The 16,375-nt window shown below is 43.1% G+C and carries 14 protein-coding genes; all 14 read right to left on the bottom strand.

Annotated elements, in window-relative coordinates; translation table 11 throughout:
- Positions 1-32: 32 nt before the first annotated feature.
- The 14 genes from G9Q97_RS20580 to rnhA all read right to left on the bottom strand — a co-directional run bounded on the left by G9Q97_RS20580 (position 33) and on the right by rnhA (position 16,332).
- Positions 33-2,819 carry a hypothetical protein gene (locus G9Q97_RS20580; protein ID WP_166150380.1) on the bottom strand — a complete coding sequence of 929 codons (2,787 nt, stop codon included), beginning with the start codon at positions 2,817-2,819 and terminating at the stop codon, positions 33-35.
- A 502-nt stretch (positions 2,820-3,321) separates the two neighbouring features.
- Positions 3,322-3,708: a group I truncated hemoglobin gene (locus tag G9Q97_RS20575; protein WP_166150378.1), complete on the bottom strand. Its 387-nt coding sequence runs from the start codon at positions 3,706-3,708 to the stop codon at positions 3,322-3,324.
- A gap of 116 nt (positions 3,709-3,824) precedes the next feature.
- A complete protein-coding gene (locus tag G9Q97_RS20570) occupies positions 3,825-4,910 on the bottom strand; it encodes a nickel-binding protein (RefSeq protein ID WP_166150376.1) in 1,086 nt (361 codons plus the stop codon).
- Positions 4,911-4,984: 74 nt separating this feature from the next.
- The gene (locus G9Q97_RS20565; protein ID WP_166150374.1) at positions 4,985-5,716 is read right to left on the bottom strand and encodes a hypothetical protein; all 732 of its coding nucleotides are present in this window, start codon (positions 5,714-5,716) and stop codon (positions 4,985-4,987) included.
- A 63-nt stretch (positions 5,717-5,779) separates the two neighbouring features.
- Positions 5,780-6,394, bottom strand: a complete 615-nt coding sequence (locus G9Q97_RS20560) for a hypothetical protein (RefSeq protein WP_166150372.1) — start codon at positions 6,392-6,394, stop codon at positions 5,780-5,782.
- Complete coding sequence (locus G9Q97_RS20555) at positions 6,391-7,602, bottom strand: hypothetical protein (RefSeq protein ID WP_166150370.1); 1,212 nt, start codon at positions 7,600-7,602, stop codon at positions 6,391-6,393. The genes G9Q97_RS20560 and G9Q97_RS20555 overlap by 4 nt, the downstream gene beginning before the upstream one ends.
- Positions 7,603-8,051: 449 nt before the next feature.
- The gene (pncA, locus tag G9Q97_RS20550; RefSeq protein ID WP_166150368.1) at positions 8,052-8,666 is read right to left on the bottom strand and encodes a bifunctional nicotinamidase/pyrazinamidase; all 615 of its coding nucleotides are present in this window, start codon (positions 8,664-8,666) and stop codon (positions 8,052-8,054) included.
- Positions 8,667-8,698: 32 nt separating this feature from the next.
- On the bottom strand, positions 8,699-9,586 hold the full coding sequence (locus G9Q97_RS20545) for an endonuclease/exonuclease/phosphatase family protein (protein WP_166150366.1): 888 nt from the start codon (positions 9,584-9,586) through the stop codon (positions 8,699-8,701).
- A gap of 72 nt (positions 9,587-9,658) precedes the next feature.
- Positions 9,659-9,892 carry a bestrophin family protein gene (locus G9Q97_RS20540; RefSeq protein ID WP_166150364.1) on the bottom strand — a complete coding sequence of 78 codons (234 nt, stop codon included), beginning with the start codon at positions 9,890-9,892 and terminating at the stop codon, positions 9,659-9,661.
- Positions 9,893-10,049: 157 nt separating this feature from the next.
- Positions 10,050-11,465, bottom strand: coding sequence for a glycoside hydrolase family 130 protein (locus G9Q97_RS25315; protein ID WP_222852044.1), 1,416 nt, complete (start codon positions 11,463-11,465; stop codon positions 10,050-10,052).
- 101 nt (positions 11,466-11,566) lie between these two features.
- Complete coding sequence (locus tag G9Q97_RS20530; protein WP_166150360.1) at positions 11,567-12,586, bottom strand: glycosyltransferase family 4 protein; 1,020 nt, start codon at positions 12,584-12,586, stop codon at positions 11,567-11,569.
- 29 nt (positions 12,587-12,615) lie between these two features.
- On the bottom strand, positions 12,616-14,898 hold the full coding sequence (locus G9Q97_RS20525; RefSeq protein WP_166150358.1) for a glycosyltransferase family 4 protein: 2,283 nt from the start codon (positions 14,896-14,898) through the stop codon (positions 12,616-12,618).
- Positions 14,899-15,149: 251 nt separating this feature from the next.
- A complete protein-coding gene (locus G9Q97_RS20520) occupies positions 15,150-15,863 on the bottom strand; it encodes a tRNA1(Val) (adenine(37)-N6)-methyltransferase (protein WP_166150356.1) in 714 nt (237 codons plus the stop codon).
- Between the two features lies 1 nt (position 15,864).
- Entirely contained in the window at positions 15,865-16,332 is a 468-nt protein-coding gene (rnhA, locus tag G9Q97_RS20515; RefSeq protein WP_166150354.1) for a ribonuclease HI, read from the bottom strand.
- Positions 16,333-16,375 lie beyond the last annotated feature (43 nt).

Genomic DNA, 16,375 nt, shown 5'->3' with positions numbered 1-16,375 from the left:
TCACTTTATTTTTAACGCTGAAGCACTTTTTTTCATCGCCTGAACAGTACTATCAAATCGGCCAATTCTGCCCTTGAAAGCTCTTTTTCGGACTGATTAATTTCTGAGGAGGCAATCATTCGCATTTCTCCCAGCCTATTGAGCACCTGCCGCTTCATTTTTGAGAGCTCGGTGATGGAAGAAGGATACGCAAATTCCAGATTTCTTTGATATGTCTCCTCATCAATCTCGCCATCTGCCACCGGAAGGAATCCATCGAACAATGGGGTATGTTGTTCCGGATTCTCCCGATTCGTGAGGTTTACTTTAAAAACAGGTTCCTTGTTTTCCTCAGCGATTTGAATATTGAAGCCATTCATTACGATTCGTTGCGGGCCATTTTTAAGCTGGTCATGATCAATCAAATTCTTTATTCGTTCAAGACCTACTACTTCGTCCAGCAGATGAGCCCCATAATTTTTTCGGAAATAAGGGTTATGGGAAAATAAATCCGTAAGGGTAAAACCACCACTTTCGTCCAAGCCGGAGAATCCCTGCTCTAACATCTGGTCAACGGCAGTTATTACCCCATTGCCAGCCATCAAGGATTGCTGGGAAATAGTATGGTTAATTAGATTTAATATTCCCTCCAGCCGGCTGATCAGGAACCGGGTACGCTCTTCTGAGAATCCCGGATTTTCCCGGATCTCCTCAGGACTTAACAACTCCCCACGGTCGTACAGCTCCAAAAAGGGGAATAAGGTGAGCACATAGTTGGCATAATCCAACACCGCACTGTAATTGCGATAGTGACTATCTTCTTTATTTAAATCAAAAGATATACTAACCTCCAGTGGTTCTAATGCATTTTTCAATGAATCAAGTACCCGTACATTTTTTGGTACAAACAGGAGTGAGTGGAGCGTTTGTTTATCTGTCCCGGCCCCGGCTAATAGTTCATTAAAGGCATAGTCATAAATCCGGCTGGGTGCTGCTTTGTTGTTTTCTCCTTCCGGATCACATTGAGCATAGCGAAAAAAAGGCGAAAGCATCGGTTCTTTGACCTTCAATAGTCCTTCTATACAGCTTCCGCAGGACCCACCCCGAAAGAAATTTTCCAGATCCTGATAATCAGCGATTTCATCGTTTGCGAGCCGGTTGCCGAACGTCTCCGCCGGAAGCCTGCAGAGGTCCTGATTTTGCTCCAGAGTCACCTGCAGAATGAGTTCCTCGAGGCATTCATTCTGGTTAATGATATAGTTTAATTTTGTGTCTACCCGGCTCAAGCGCTGTAGAATTACCTGACGGGTTTCGACCAATTCCCTGGCGATCTGATCTAATTTTAAATCAATGATATCAAGACGTTGCCCCAAATTGTCCTCCAGTGCAAACAGGTGTTCATGCACATTCTTAAAACCCTGGTTCATATTGGCCTCTAACCCTTCCAGTTGTTCACTGATTTGGTTGAGCATTTTCAGTTCGGGCCCCGGTTGGGGTTCCTTGAATATACCCAGAACCGATAAGCTGGCCTTGGCCCAGTTTCCCGCTGTGAAATTGCCGACAATATCTGTAAGGGCCAATCCCAGGTCGATGCTTTTGGAGATTTCCCCCGGGCATTCCCGGCTCTGGCAAAAAACACGGAGTGCCTCCCGGCCCACTGTTCCAACCTTACCGATGATCTCGGTCGCTTTAATTATATCCTGCTCCTTTTTAACTATCCTTAAATTCTCTAAAACGGTATGTCTTTTCTCTTCGCTCATAACCATACTGATGGCACTGTTTTCATTTTCCAGGGCCTCAATCTTTTTGTTGAGCGGTGAATTCTCGAAAATTTGATGGATTTCTTTGATCTTTTCTTCTTTCTGCATGGCTGCAAAAGATTCGGAAAGGGCAATGATTCTGTTATCAATTGCTACAATTCCATCCTGAATCGCATTGGAAATAAATAGGATTTCCTGCTGATTTGTGGTGATATTATCTATATCTTCAAGGCTGTTGAGTACCATCTCCCGAAGATTTACCAGTGCAATCGTATTTTCCTGCTGGGAATGCAGGATTTCGGCCGTGGTGTTGTTGATATGCTGCTGGTTTTGGATTAACTCCTCAAAATTATTGACCACCGTTGTTTTTACATCCGCCACAGCGGCTGTAACCGTTGCAGCCAGATTTTCAATTTCAAGGACGGTCCCTTCGTAATTATTCAGCGAATTCTCTTGGGCATTTTTCACGTATGCTCTGGTCTGAGCCTCATCAAAGGCTCCCAACGCATCCGCTTCCTGCATCTGTTCCTGCACTTCGGAATCATCTAATACCTGCCTGAACACTGCTTCTGAACAACCTTGGTTTCCAGAACAATGGTCTTCCACAATAGCGGTAGCAGTACGTTCGAAAATTTGGCGAATTTTAAATTCTCGCTGAAGGGCATATTCCTGAGCCTCCCTTTCAAAAAGATAGTTCGTTACTTGTTCACTAAGCCAGCCTCCTGCTCTCTCTACAGGTCCACTAAAACGCGGGTACTTTCCCAGAATTGATGTTCGGGCGGCCATGCCTGTCAACCCCTCCACGCCATAACCTACCAGGGATTTCAACGCTACATTCTTCCATCCCGGATCGTTTTCTTTTGAAAGCTCATTCCAATATTCCATCCTATCCACAAGCTTGTCGATAAGCACCTCCGCTTCCTCCTCGCTGGGCCGGTCTTCCTTCTCGGGAAGTAGGAATTGCAGTGTTTGGAAAGAATGCTGTACCGGCACCTGGTCCTGCGCCTTTAAGAATGGTAGGTGGCAGCATGTAATTACTAATAAAATTGATAACCTGGCTAATGTGAATAACGTCTTCATCTCCTTTTATCCATTTTGTAGAAAGAATTTCCTCCTAAACGATTTCACTTAACTCAAACTGTGATGTGAATAGGGTATGTTGAATGGCGAAATCCCAGTTCAGCGATGACCTGATGGATGGATAGCGGGGCCTCACTAAGTGCGGTCACCCCTGCCCATACCGAAGTTTGGCGTGAGAATAAATCGGTATACTACAGCCTAACGGAAGAGCACTTATGTGAACAGGCCCTTTTTCAGGGAAAAAGCCAGAACCATAATGAGTGGAATTAGCGTCTGATTAAGCGATGTAGAATGATTCGATTAAGCTACCATTCAACTAATCATGGCCCCATGGTGACGCCAGATAAGGGGTCAATCATCCGCCCATATATTCCTGGATTACCTAAAACGGCTGACTGCCAATGGCGAGTGCTTGGACTACCTATTCAGGCAGGAATGTGTTTTACTGTGAAACTGGCCACGCAGATTCTGTTTTGGAATAGTGTTCATTATAAAAACCGCCCTATTGCTTCATAATTTGTTCCTTCAGGGAATAGGCAATTGCGAGTACATCCTTCTGGGATTCCTCATCAATACCATGCTTCTCCAGCGTGTTCATGATATCATCAGTTGCTGCCATATACTCTTCCTCATTGATATTCATGCCTCTGTGGGTAGTTTCCATATCGCGACCCAAATAGGCAACATTTCCCCCACTTCCAGCAGAGAAAAAATCTACCAGGTGACCTTTGATTTTTTTCAGGTTTTCAGGGTCTTCCTTGTAGGGAAGAAACCTTACCTGAATGACCGGATTTTGCATATGGGCCTCTACAATATCATCCACCAGTGAAGTAATTCCTTTTTTTCCTCCCAGCCTTTCAAACAATGTTTTCTGTGCTACGGTATTCATAATTACATTGGGTTTTGTTATAAATTTCAATTATAATCAAATGTAAAAGGATAGTAGTAAGGGTTTTAAAACAATTCATTCAAAAATTTTCAATCCTGATTCATCTTTCGTTTGCTTCAGGCAATGGCATTGGCGTAAATGGACGGAAGAATTCCAAACCTGTCCTGGAAGCACCTTGAAAAATAGGAAAGACTACTAAAACCGGAGGCATAGGCAATTTCAGAAATGTTACCAGCTTGTTTATGGATGAACCTTACAGCCATTTTCAAACGGTATTCTTTGATGAAATCATTGGGAGAATAACCGGTAAGTTTTGTGATTTTTCTGTAAAGCTTGGACTTACTCATTCCTGTCTTTTTGGCAAAAGCATTGATACCAAATGCAGCATCACAGCCATCCTCCTCCAGGATTTCCATGAGCAGGTTAAAAAACTCCTCCTGCTCAGGATTTAGCGTTAAAATATTGCCTTTAGCCAGTCTATTAAAGTCGACAGCCTTATCGGCCAACCGCTCACCTACAATTGCTGAAGAAATGACTTGACCTGGTTTGGCCATCATCCCTAATCTTTTTGCCAATTTTATGGTAGGCCCAAAAAATTCCTTATCACCAGAAACAGGCATGCCAGCTGCCAATCCTATTTGCAATGGGTTTTTGATGGGAATTTTGGATGAATCAAAGTAGTCCTGGAAAAATAATGCGCAGCGCACAGCATCATCTATGGATTCAAAAGAGGCCAAAAAACCTTCCCCCTCCGGGATTACCTCCAAACCCCTGTGCCGGTTAAACGCTTTTCGAATTTTTGATTTGATCTTATCGATATGATTGCCAAACTCAAAAATCGCTGATCCATCTATTAATATGCCGATTACGCACCTGAAGGCAGGATCATTGATGATACCGGATCCGGATAATCCCTTTTTAACGGGATCCTCTATTCTACCCAAAAATGATGCTACCAAATCTGGTTCAACTTCTATTACCTGATTGGGAATTAACCCATGGGCATGATCATGGAGATTCTGGACCGCCTGCTTATTTGGAGCCTCAATTAAACAAAAGGCCATGCCCTTTTCTTCATCAAACCAATAAGTCAACGCCCTGCAATCAAACTTTTCCTGTATCAACAAGTCTTTTTGATGGGCTTCTGCCACATCTTCTGCTGAAACTCCCGGTATGTCATGACGATCCATGAAAATTGGCATATCGCATCAGCTTTGTTTCTATACACCATATTAATATTAATTTGCTTTTATCAAAATCAATTCGGGTAAAATAATCAGGGCGACCATTGTGGGGCATCATCCCTGAAAATCCTAACCGTTCCTCTGTCGGCCACCTTGTCCTCCGGGTCCTCACTTTTCTCAAGCATTACCATACATTTTGTAACATTGGTCAATTCGCTTTTTCTATCCATTAACACATACGTACCAGAAATGATCCATATCGCGCTGTAGTTGACAGCATCGTATTTCCCATTTGTAATTTTTAAGAAAATGGTAAAATCCCTGTTTTGGTTTCCAGACACGTAACCGGTGGCTGACCCACTGTCAAGACCCCTTTGGAATTCAGGATAATCAGGGTTGAAGATAGAAGTATAGGCAATATCAGCCAGAAAATTATCTTGATTCTGATCTGAATAAACCTGAATCAATTCTTCATATTTACCATAACTAAAGCCCTCATTATTTGGGTTTTTATCATCGTAAATGCAATTGTTTGCTATTGTAAATTTTAGCACCCCTGCGCCAGTCGGACCAACCATATAGGGAGGTTGGTTTCCCTCATGAATGACCATCCCCTGCTCCTTGATTCTATCAAAAAAATTATCTACGTTTCTCAAATTTTGGGGGATGTCAGCAGTAAAAACTTCTTCGAGAACCTCCGCAGGGACCTCGTATCTGTTCAAAACAGGATTGGACAAATCATCAAATTTTTCACAGCTGACCAAAATAAAAAGGATCAAGCCCCAATAGATTCGCAGGAAAGGATACATGGCTAAGGTATTCATCGGTTTTCTTCTATTTCAATTGTTATATTTGGAAACGCAATACCGTTTACTATCCGAATCCAACTATCCCGAATCGGCACTTTTTTCAGATAGGATTTCTATTGTTTTTGTAGTTGTTTTGCCGTATTGCGACACCAGGACTTCGATCAGAACCGAGATAAGGGCAACAAAAAATATGATAAACAGGGCATAGGAAGAAATTAATTTCAACCAACTTTCAATGATAGAAGCCTCTGTCCAAACTTTTCCTTTTTCCAATGGAGACCCAAACCCCTCCATGATTAAATCGGCATCACTTTCAATTTGTGGGTTAGCCAGTTTAAAAGCTTTCGCGAGGCTTGTATATTCCGTTCCTTTCACATAATAGGTTACCTCATTGTTAAAATCCTTATAGGCAAAAGTTCTTTCCAAAAAGAACTTGGTGTGCATATACAAATTCACCACCAAAGCCGTAAATAAAAAGAGGCATACGATTTTGATGTTATTTTTGATTCCCTTAGACCATTTGCTTTTCAATAGAAATGAAACGAGCAGATTGACCGTCAAACCAAGTATACTCGCTATTCCAAAATAAAGCCATGAATACTCTTCTATCACCAAAAAATTGGAAATAGCCCCACCAAACAGTCCAAACATAACTGTCACCAATGCGGCCCTATATTGCAATAATTTAATCACTCCAGTAAATAAATAATAACCTTAGTCAAATCATTGTGTAATTCTTTTACGGGGTTGTGAAAAGCCTGTCCAAAATGGATTATTGGGTTTTGAACCGGCACCTCTTCATCCCCTTCCTTCACTTTTATAAAATATTTTCCATTACCCAGGAGTGCCATTCCATAGGAGGCATTTCCCTGGATGGAATGGAAGCTTTCTTCTCTATCTTTAAGGGCGGGTGAAGCATAAGCTATTTGGTACCTTTTTTCTACTTCCTTCCCTTTGGTAATTAGGTCGCCATCAGCACCATATTTATAAACAGCAAGGGCAAACCACTTAAGATCTGCATTTTCCCGGGAAGTCTGATTGACCAATCTGCGATTGAATATCAATTTATCGTTGAAATTTTTACCCGCCGATGCCAAAAACAAGCCCCAGTCTTCCCGATTTCCATCTCCTTTGGTAGTAACTACTTCCATTTGAGGTGGGCTGGGATCAGGATACAACAAATCCTCTAAATCGGCTGAAATGGCTTGTAAAAGATCCAGCTTATCGGCTGACAACTCCTGGGTATCGATGGCACCATTAACGGTTTGATTGATGACAGTGATAAGATCTGTCATCATCTGGTCCTTAATCGCATTTCTGGACTCCGTAAACCGTTCCGGAGCGGTAAGCATACGCTCTAAATTGGTCAGGATTTCACGGAAAGCCTCTTTTGGGACATTCGGATTAATCGTTTTCAAGGTCATGCCGCTGAAAGCATCCATGCTGGATATAAATTCATCTATCAACCCTTTTAAATTTTCGGGCATGATGAAGGTAGGAGAGGGAACAGCAGCAGCTGCCTTTCTCATTTCTTCCGGAATTTCGGGAAATTCCGGATCGACCAGCTTCTTTTTTTTCCGCATCATGTCCTGGCCGCGAAGCCCGGGATTAAGAGCGTACATCAGGTTCAGGGCATCCGGTGTAGGCATGATGTTCTGTCGCCATAAATAATCCTGTAAATTATCAGTGACCGGTACTTTTGGTCCCCTGCTTTTGAGGTAAAAATAAGATCCAGCCGCCACTACCAAACCGGTTCCCCCAATAATAAAGGGAGTTAAATTTGACTCCTCAGGGTTTGGACCACTCGTAGGCGGCCGCTGACTAAAAACCGTAAAGTGATGAGTAAGCAAAATATGCATAAAAAAGCAGATTCTGGCAGTAAGATATTTTGGCTTTTTCATGATGCTCTATTTTACAGGCGTTTCAAAAGATCAATTTCACTGGCATTTCTAGTCACTTGATTGTTAAGGAGATATAATTTAATTAAAATGTAAGACAATTAAAATGACTCATGAACAAATTTTCAAAAGAACTAATTAATCAGCAGGAGGATACCCATATGCGAATAGAAAAAATTGTTTGTAACCCTTTAGTGATTTGAAAAATAATGGCTTTTCTGATAAAACCCGTTTGCCGGATGCAGGCGATCTGGAGTCTTCACGCAAAAAAATAGTCAATCCAGCATTGTGAAATTCGTGATTTTGGAACGGGCAGTACCCCATTATTATGGAGTGATGTTCGAAAATCGATCAACTATCTTTCATTTTGAAATAGCATTTTTTTGATATAATACATGCTGCGGTAAATTCCTATGAGAATTTCGTCAAAGGAAAATTCATATCCGGCATTATCACAGTGATCCACTTAACACCGACTCCATGCCAAGCCCTTTCAATTCTTCTGCCATTTCGGCAAATTTCTCTTCATCTAATGCCCTTGTAGCATCAGCAATTAATTTAACCTTAAATCCTTCCTTCAGGGCATCTTTAATGGTAAAATAAACACAAACGTCTGCAGCCAATCCACAACAATAAAGCACCGGACTGCCCTTTTCTTTCAAATAACCTGTAAGGCCCGTACTTTTTTTATGGCCATTGTCATAAAAACCACTATAACTGTCAATATCCGAATCCATGCCCTTCCGGATAATGGCTTCTACAGCATTTGTTTTCAACTTTGAATGAAACGCCGCCCCGGAACTCCCCTGAACACAATGATCCGGCCAGAGGATTTGATCCAGACCCTGATGCACTATTTGTTCAAAGGGCTTTTTACCCTTGTGGTTGGAGGCAAAACTCATGTGGTCTTGAGGGTGCCAGTCTTGTGTGGCCAGCACCAGGTCAAAACGGTCCATCAGGCTGTTGATAACCGGAATGATTTCCTCACCGCCAGGTACAGGCAATGATCCACCCGGAATGAAATCATTTTGAACGTCAATAATCAGTAATGCATCCATTCTATTCATATTTTGGTTTTTAAGTCGGTTATTCAATTTATTTATGGGTTAGAAAATACCATTTTAGCCACAACAGGCCAATGGTCTGCAATGAAAACACCCTTATCGATGATTTTATCCACCTGGTAGGTACCGATTTTAAATTGGGGATTTACGAAAATATAGTCCACAGCATTGGGAGGTCTTTCCTGCCAGTTTTCTTCAAATCCATTACCCGTAGCACCAGCAGAAATGACCTTTTCGGCTGCAAATTCCGCACTTTCCATCTGCAAACGGCGGCTGAAGGAGTCTATCAAGTGCCTGTAAGGTTGTTTCCCGTATCGGGGATGGTCTTTGCGGATGTTAAAATCCCCAGTACAAATAACCGGTGATGCTCCGGCAATTTCATCGATTTTACCGGCCAGCAAGTCTACACTTTTGAAGCGGGAGTCCATCCCCTTGTTGTCAAAATGAGTATTGAAATGAAAGATAATCTTCCCGCTTTCCCCATCCTTTAATTTGGCCCAGCTAACTATCCGGGGAAGCTGCGCATCCCAACCAATACTTCCGGGTTTTTCAGGGGTCTCAGATAGCCAAAAGGTGGCATTGGCCAATAGCTGAAACCGGTCTTTACGGTAAAAAATGGGATTGTACTCACCGCCCTTTATCCCATCCTTTCGGCCTTTACCTACAAATCCATATGCTGGTAATATTTTTTCCAGGTCCTTTAGCTGCCTGTAGGTCACTTCCTGAAAGCCAATAAGGTCAGGATTGGCCTGGTTGAAATAGGAACGGACTATAGGTATCCGGTTTTCCCATTTATTTTTGCCATCCTCCGGATTGTCATATCGGATGTTCAGGTTGACCACTGTCATTTCAGTGTCAGGATCGGGTTTTAAAGCCAGGAAAAAAAGCAACCCGCACAGGAAGGATGTTACTATGCCTTTCATGGATACCAATTTATAAAAAACATCCTGAACCTGAAACAGGCCTGGCTTCAAACCCAAAGCCTCTGGAAGTGCTTACAACCGAAACAGTCGGTATATGGGAGAATAGACATTGTTGTTTTTAAAACCCAGGAAAATGGCCAGTGCTGTTCCCAATGCTGCGATGGTATAAAATGGTATATCAAAAAACAACACCTGGAATTTGTAATGCAAAATGTAAATGCTGCTGGAAAGCAGGAGATAATACAATAGCTCTCTCCAGGTATAAAATAAAATGGAGCTAAGTTTGAGATTTCTTCTTACGATCATGTAGTCATTGTTAAGGTTAAAGCAAATCATTAATGCGGGTACAGTACCCAATCATCATCTCCTTTTAATAATGAAGCGAATACTACCTGATATATACCTGTTTTTTACCGATCCAGTGTCCCTAAGAAGTTCAGCATCCATCCCCGTATGGGACACTTCAGCTGCAGGGTTTCATGCATGCGATCAAATCACTTAAGCCGACAGAAGCAACGCCGGAGGTGATATCTGACATGGCATAAGGTACAATCAGCCTGCCATTATGGATCATGGCCCCACAGGAATACACCACATTGGGCACGTAGCCTTCGCGTTCTTCCTCATTTGGGGTAATCAGGGGCTCCTCCAGTCGGCTGATGACCTTGCTAGGATCTTCGAGATCAAGCAAAATAGCGCCAATGAAATACTGCCGCATGGCACCCACCCCATGGGTAAGCACCAGCCAGCCCTCCTTTATTTCAAGAGGGGAGCCACAATTTCCAATCTGGAAAAATTCCCAGGGCATTGCGGGTTCCTGTATCATGATGGCTTCATCCCAGAAATGCAGGTGATCCGAAAACATGATGTAATTGTTTTCCCCGTCCACCCGTGATAACATGACGTACCTGCCGTTGATTTTACGGGGGAAAAGGGCCATGCCCTTGTTGAGTGCGGCCTTACCATTCAAGGTACTGATGTCAAAATTGATGAAATCTTTCGTTTCCAGGAGCTGGGGAAGGATGCATATCCCATTGTAAGCTGTGTAGGTAGCATAATAGGTGATCCTGCCATCTTCACCCGAAAACTTTACGAAACGGGCATCCTCGATACCCCGGATTTCGTTCTCGGACAAGGGGAAAATCACATGTTCGGAAATATCATGATGAGGCTCGAATCTTATGAAGTAATTGGAATCTGCCAGCCAGTAAATGTGTTTGATGGCCTCTTTATCAAAAGTATCCTCTGGATTCAATTGAAGGGAAACCACAGCGCTTTTTAATGTTTCAAAGGTGAAGGTGGATTCCAGATTTTCAAAGACCCTGATACTCGTTTCATTCCAGGCATGCATGCTCTCCAGTTTGAGTTGAAACAAATGGCGGTCATAGGATTGATCATGTCTGATTCGGGGCGTATCTACAAATTCGCTCACCGGATTGATGAGAAAAGTGTGATCCGCTTTAATGACACCACTACGAAAAACGATAGAGGAAATGTGCCCCTCCCCAGTAGCCCGGAGACTCATCACAAAACGAATGGCTCCCTCCGGGAGGCCTTCCTGGTCAGGATGGAGAACTATGGATGGATTGAACAAGGCTGCTGATTCAATAGAATACTCCATGGTAAAAAATGCCCCTATCAATAATTTCCTGGTTTTGCTCAATTCCTGTTCCTGAAGGATATATTGGCATACCTTACCATAGTTTCGTGTAAAAATGCTTTCAATATTCTTATGACGGGCCAGAAAATTTTGGTTGATATGCTGTAACAAATCTTCCGCGCTCTCCTCCGACAACTTCAATACCCTACCAATTATCCTGGGTATTCGTGTAATATCGGGAATGTGTGCCCGGGTGATGACACGGGAACTGTTCCGCACGATTTTAATCCTGTTCCTTTTGACCTTTGGTTTCTTTATTGTCGTTTTGTACATGTTGTCTTTTGTTGCTGTATATAGCTACTATTTTTAAATAAAAATGATCATTCCCTACCGCCTTCCAGGATTCGATGATAAACCTGAAGGTAATTTTCTGTCATCCTTTCCCGGCTGAATTTTAATAGTGCCCATTCCCGGCAGTAATCCCTGCTGATGGATTCAATACGGTATACTGCCGCCACCGCTTCTTCAATGGTATTCACTAAAAACCCTGTTTTTCCATCCAGTATCAATTCAGGCATGGAGCCCAGGTCAAATGCGATAACGGGCGTCCCGCAAAGCATTGCCTCAGCTACACTCAGGCCAAATGGTTCATGAAAGCTGATCGGGTGGAGTAGTGCATAGGCTTCGCCCATCAGTTTATCCCTTTCCCGGGGACCCGAATTGCCCACATAAACCACGTCCTCCTCATTCAGGAAAGGCCTGACCCTGACGTCAAAGTATTCCTGATCCTGTATCAGGCCGGAAATGATTAATTTTCGCCCGGATTGTTTCGCAATCTGAATGGATTCGTAAGTACCCTTTTCCGGGTGGATTCTCCCGAAAAACAACAGGTAATCCTTTGAGGTACTTTGAAGGGTAAATTCATTCGAATTGAGGCCATTGTAAACGGTAGCTATATATTCAAGGTCAGGATGGCGGTCGGAATCGCTGATGGAGACGTAAAAATTGTCCGGATTATATTTCCTAAAGACGGGTAGAATCTTGGGTGAAGAAAAACCATGAATGGTAGTCAGCATCGGTGTTGGGATCAACCGGGAGTAAGTAAGCGGTAGAAAATCAAAGTGATTGTGAATCAAATCAAAATGAGCTGCCTGCTCCATCAAATGACTGATGTGCAGGCACTCCCAAACCTTGGGGTCCATGTCAGGGTTTTCAGCATAGGCTGTCTCCGTAACATGCTCCAAATTGGCCCTTGTTATAGAATTCCCGGTCGCAAATAAGGTTACTTCTATTTTTTTATCGATCAAGCCCTCCGCAAGGTTGGCGGCCACCTGCTCCCAAGGCCCGTATTGAAGGGGCGGGGTTCTCCATGCAATAGGTGAAAGAATCGCTATTTTCATTTTTGTAAATTGACCTGTAAAACATGTTATCAGGCAGATAAATGGACCAGACTTTTTTCTTCTACCTCTTCAAATTCTTCAAAAGCCTGCAATACGATCAAATAGGAAATTAAATAGGCCAATGAGCTTTCGGCACCCTGGTTTCGGTTGATACCAGACCTTTCAAAGCCATCGCAACATCCCTTGGTTTCAAAATCGAATAAACTCATGCGAAGGTCATTTTCTCCCAAAAACCACATGAAGCAGGAAAACAACCTGGAAAGGAATGCTTTGTCCCTGGTCAGGTGAAATGCCTGCTGATACATCAATATCATGGCCAAAGCATCTATTGGCTGTTGGGCAAACATGGACCTTTCCCCGTCCTTTTCATACCAGTTTTCATTGCCGATAATCGATAAGTACCCATCCTTTAGGGTCAATGCCGTAAGAAAGTCCATACTTTCCAGTGCCACATGTGTTATCCTTTCCTCATTGAGTATCTGTGCAGCATGCAACAGGGCCAGGGGTAAAATGCCATTGTCATAGGCCAGCAAAGGCTCAAACCAATGCCAGTCTTTGGAGCTGTTGTCCTCATAGTGCTTGAGCAGTTTACCGGCAAGATTTCGCAATCTTTCCACCATGGATTCGTCATTGGGGTTGGCTTTCAGGTAATAACTGATTCCCAGCATGGTGTTCGCAATACCTCTGATAGATTGAATCTTTTCAAAATTTGGAGCAGCATCGAAGAAAACCAGTTTCCCCGTTTGATAGTAAGCATCGTTAGGAGCATTGCCCAGGAGGTATCCCAGTGCCCATATGGTTCTGCCAAAGGAGTCTTCCGAACCCACCTCATCCAGAAACTGACGACTGAAACTGAGGAAATTTCTGAAAGTCCCGTCTTCGTTTTGCATGTAATGGATATAACTCAGGTAAATAGGTGCCAAATTCAAGGCTTGCTTATCCTTGGTTTGCTGGTAGTCCATCAATACCATTAACAAAGCTCTGGCATTATCGTCCAGGCAATAACCTTCCTTCAGGTTTGGGATACCAAACTTGGCATGCTGGATAATTCCGGTATCATCTGTAAGGCGTTTGATATGGTCCAGGGAAAACTGCGGCAGCAATAGGGGGTCTATCAGGGTTTCAGCCCTGGAAATGACCTGTGGATTAGCCGCACATACCTCTCTAGCGAGTGACACGTATTTTTCACCGGATTTGGACCAGGTAATGGTTTTCCCATAATCATGGGCTTTTTTCCGGATGCTTTTCATTGCTGCCGGATCATCCAGCAGCTCCATCAGTATATTTGAAAGCTGTCCGGAATCGTTAAAGTCAAACAACCTTCCCCTGCCCTCATCCAGCAATTCCGTCGCATGCCAGTAAGGGGTAGAAATCACGGCGGAACCAACTCCTACCGCATAGGAAAGGGTTCCGCTGGTAATTTGAGCCTCATTCAGGTAGGGGGTGATGTAAATGTCAGAAGCCGATAAATACTTAAACAATTCATTCTGAGGGATAAACTCATTCAGGAATAAAACGTGATCCTCCAGGTTCAGGGTTTTCACCAAAAGATGAAGGTAATTCCTGTATTCTTCCCCCGAATGATGGAGCACATTCGGGTGGGTTTTCCCCAAAACCATATAGATTACCTCCGGGTGTTTTTCGATCACTTTGGGCAAGGCTTTGATTACCGTTTCTATGCCTTTGTTCCGGCTGATAATGCCGAAGGTGAGCAAAAACTTTTTGTTTTCAACTTTTAGTCTCTTTTTGGACTGCTCCTGGTCAAAATGGATTTCAGGTACGCCATGCGCTATAAGCACCACCTTACTGACATCCACCTCATATATGGTTCTGAGAAACTCAATCGCCTTGTGACTCATCACCACTATCTTGTGTGCCATTTTGCAAATTTGTTCCAAAACCGCCTTTTCGTTGTAGGAGGGTTTTTCCAGGAGGGTGTGAAGCGTGACGATAAGGGGTATCTCCAGGCGATGCAACAGGGGTAGGATATACATGCCATTCTGCCCGCCAAAAATACCAAATTCATGCTCCAATATACAAACATCTGCATCACTGAGATTGATGAATTTCACCGCTTTCAAATAGTCGCGCTGGTGTTCCTGACGGATGGTTAGTTTTACTTCTTCAGGGTAATTATAAGTCAGGTCATGGTCACTCATAGCAACCACAAAGGCTTCAACATCAGGTGCTTCATTGGCCTGCTTATCTAACGAAGCACTTTGATCCGTTACCATGGATTGGTATAGGTTATGGGTGAAAATTCCAATGCCGCATTCGCGTGGGGGGTAGGTTCCGATATATACAATTTTCATAACCTAACATACAGCAATAATTAGGCCTTCCTAATATTTATTGAAATGATCAACTGTATTTTCTCTTTAAAACTGCTTAAATATTTTATTTATTCAAAAATAATTTACATATTTTTTGGGTTTTTAATTCTCCTTCAATGGCTGGCACGCTCTATCAGATTGAGGTTTTTAAGCCATTAGCCCGCTATAACCTCCTGATGGCCTTCGAAAGCATTTTTTTGGGCTGAAGGAAAAAGATAAACGTAATTTTTTCAAAAATGAAGCAGGAAATTTTTCAATAGCTCACGGTAGGAACTGTCAGCTTGTCCGGATGCTTGTTTTAAAATGATTTCACCTGATGTCTTGGGATACTGATCCCTTTTGCCAAAAGAACAGATCTCCCGGTGGGGATTCACCCCTGACCGATCCCGGATCAGGTATTCATGCTGTAGGCTAAAACCTGATTGTCCTGCCAAATCCCTGAAAAGTCTCATTTCTCTAAGTGGCAGGATCAACCAAAACAAGCCCTCTTCACTTAACAGTTGCCAGACACCCAACAGGTCCTTCAGGGATAATTGATCATCATGCCGGGCCCAATTTTTTCGGGCATTTGAGGATTTCAGCTGATTGGAAAAATAGGGAGGATTACTGACGATTAGATCGTATTTTTTTGAATGGCTTTTGGAATAATCCTGAAAGGCGGCATGAAAGATCTCCATTCTATCATTCCAGGGACTTTTCCGGAAGTTTTGTGCCGCCTGAGAAAATGCCTGGGCTTCAATTTCTACTCCATGGACCCGGGCATCCGGAAACCTTTGGGCCAGCATCAGTGCAATTACTCCCGTACCCGTACCAATATCCAGAATTATTTTTGCATTGCCCAGATGAGCCAAAGCACCCAATATTACAGCATCAGTACCCATTTTCATGGCACAGCGGTCCTGTTCTATGCGGAATTGCTTGAATTGAAAGTAACTGTTTGCCATATCAGAACATGCCCTGATTTTTTTCAGCTTCGTAACCCTGGTCCGCCTTGAGCTGTGTACCACTGGCAGCAGCTACTGCCAGCTCATCGCAACGCTCGTTTTCCCTGTTGCCATCGTGGCCTTTCACCCAAAGAAATCTGGGTTTGTATTTGATGTGAAGGGGAATGTATTTTTTCCAGAGATCCACATTTTTTTTGTCCTTAAAACCTTTTTTTTGCCAGTTCCAGATCCAACCCTTCTGAACAGCATCTACCACATATTTGCTGTCCGAATAAATGGTTACCGGAAGGCCTTCTACCTTCAGGGCTTCCAGGCCCCTGATCACCGCAAGCAGTTCCATGCGGTTGTTGGTGGTCAGCCTGTAGCCTTCGGAAAGCTCTTTTCTGAGGTCTTTATAGAGCAATACCACGCCATAGCCTCCATTTCCCGGATTGCCTTTTGCGGCGCCGTCTGTGTATATTTTTATCATAAATTTTTCAAAATGAACGATAAGCCCGGAATTCAAATCAAGA

The organism is Cyclobacterium plantarum, assembly GCF_011290685.1.
In the GTDB taxonomy this organism is placed as follows: domain Bacteria; phylum Bacteroidota; class Bacteroidia; order Cytophagales; family Cyclobacteriaceae; genus Cyclobacterium; species Cyclobacterium plantarum.
This window is presented reverse-complemented; position numbering and strand designations above follow the sequence as displayed.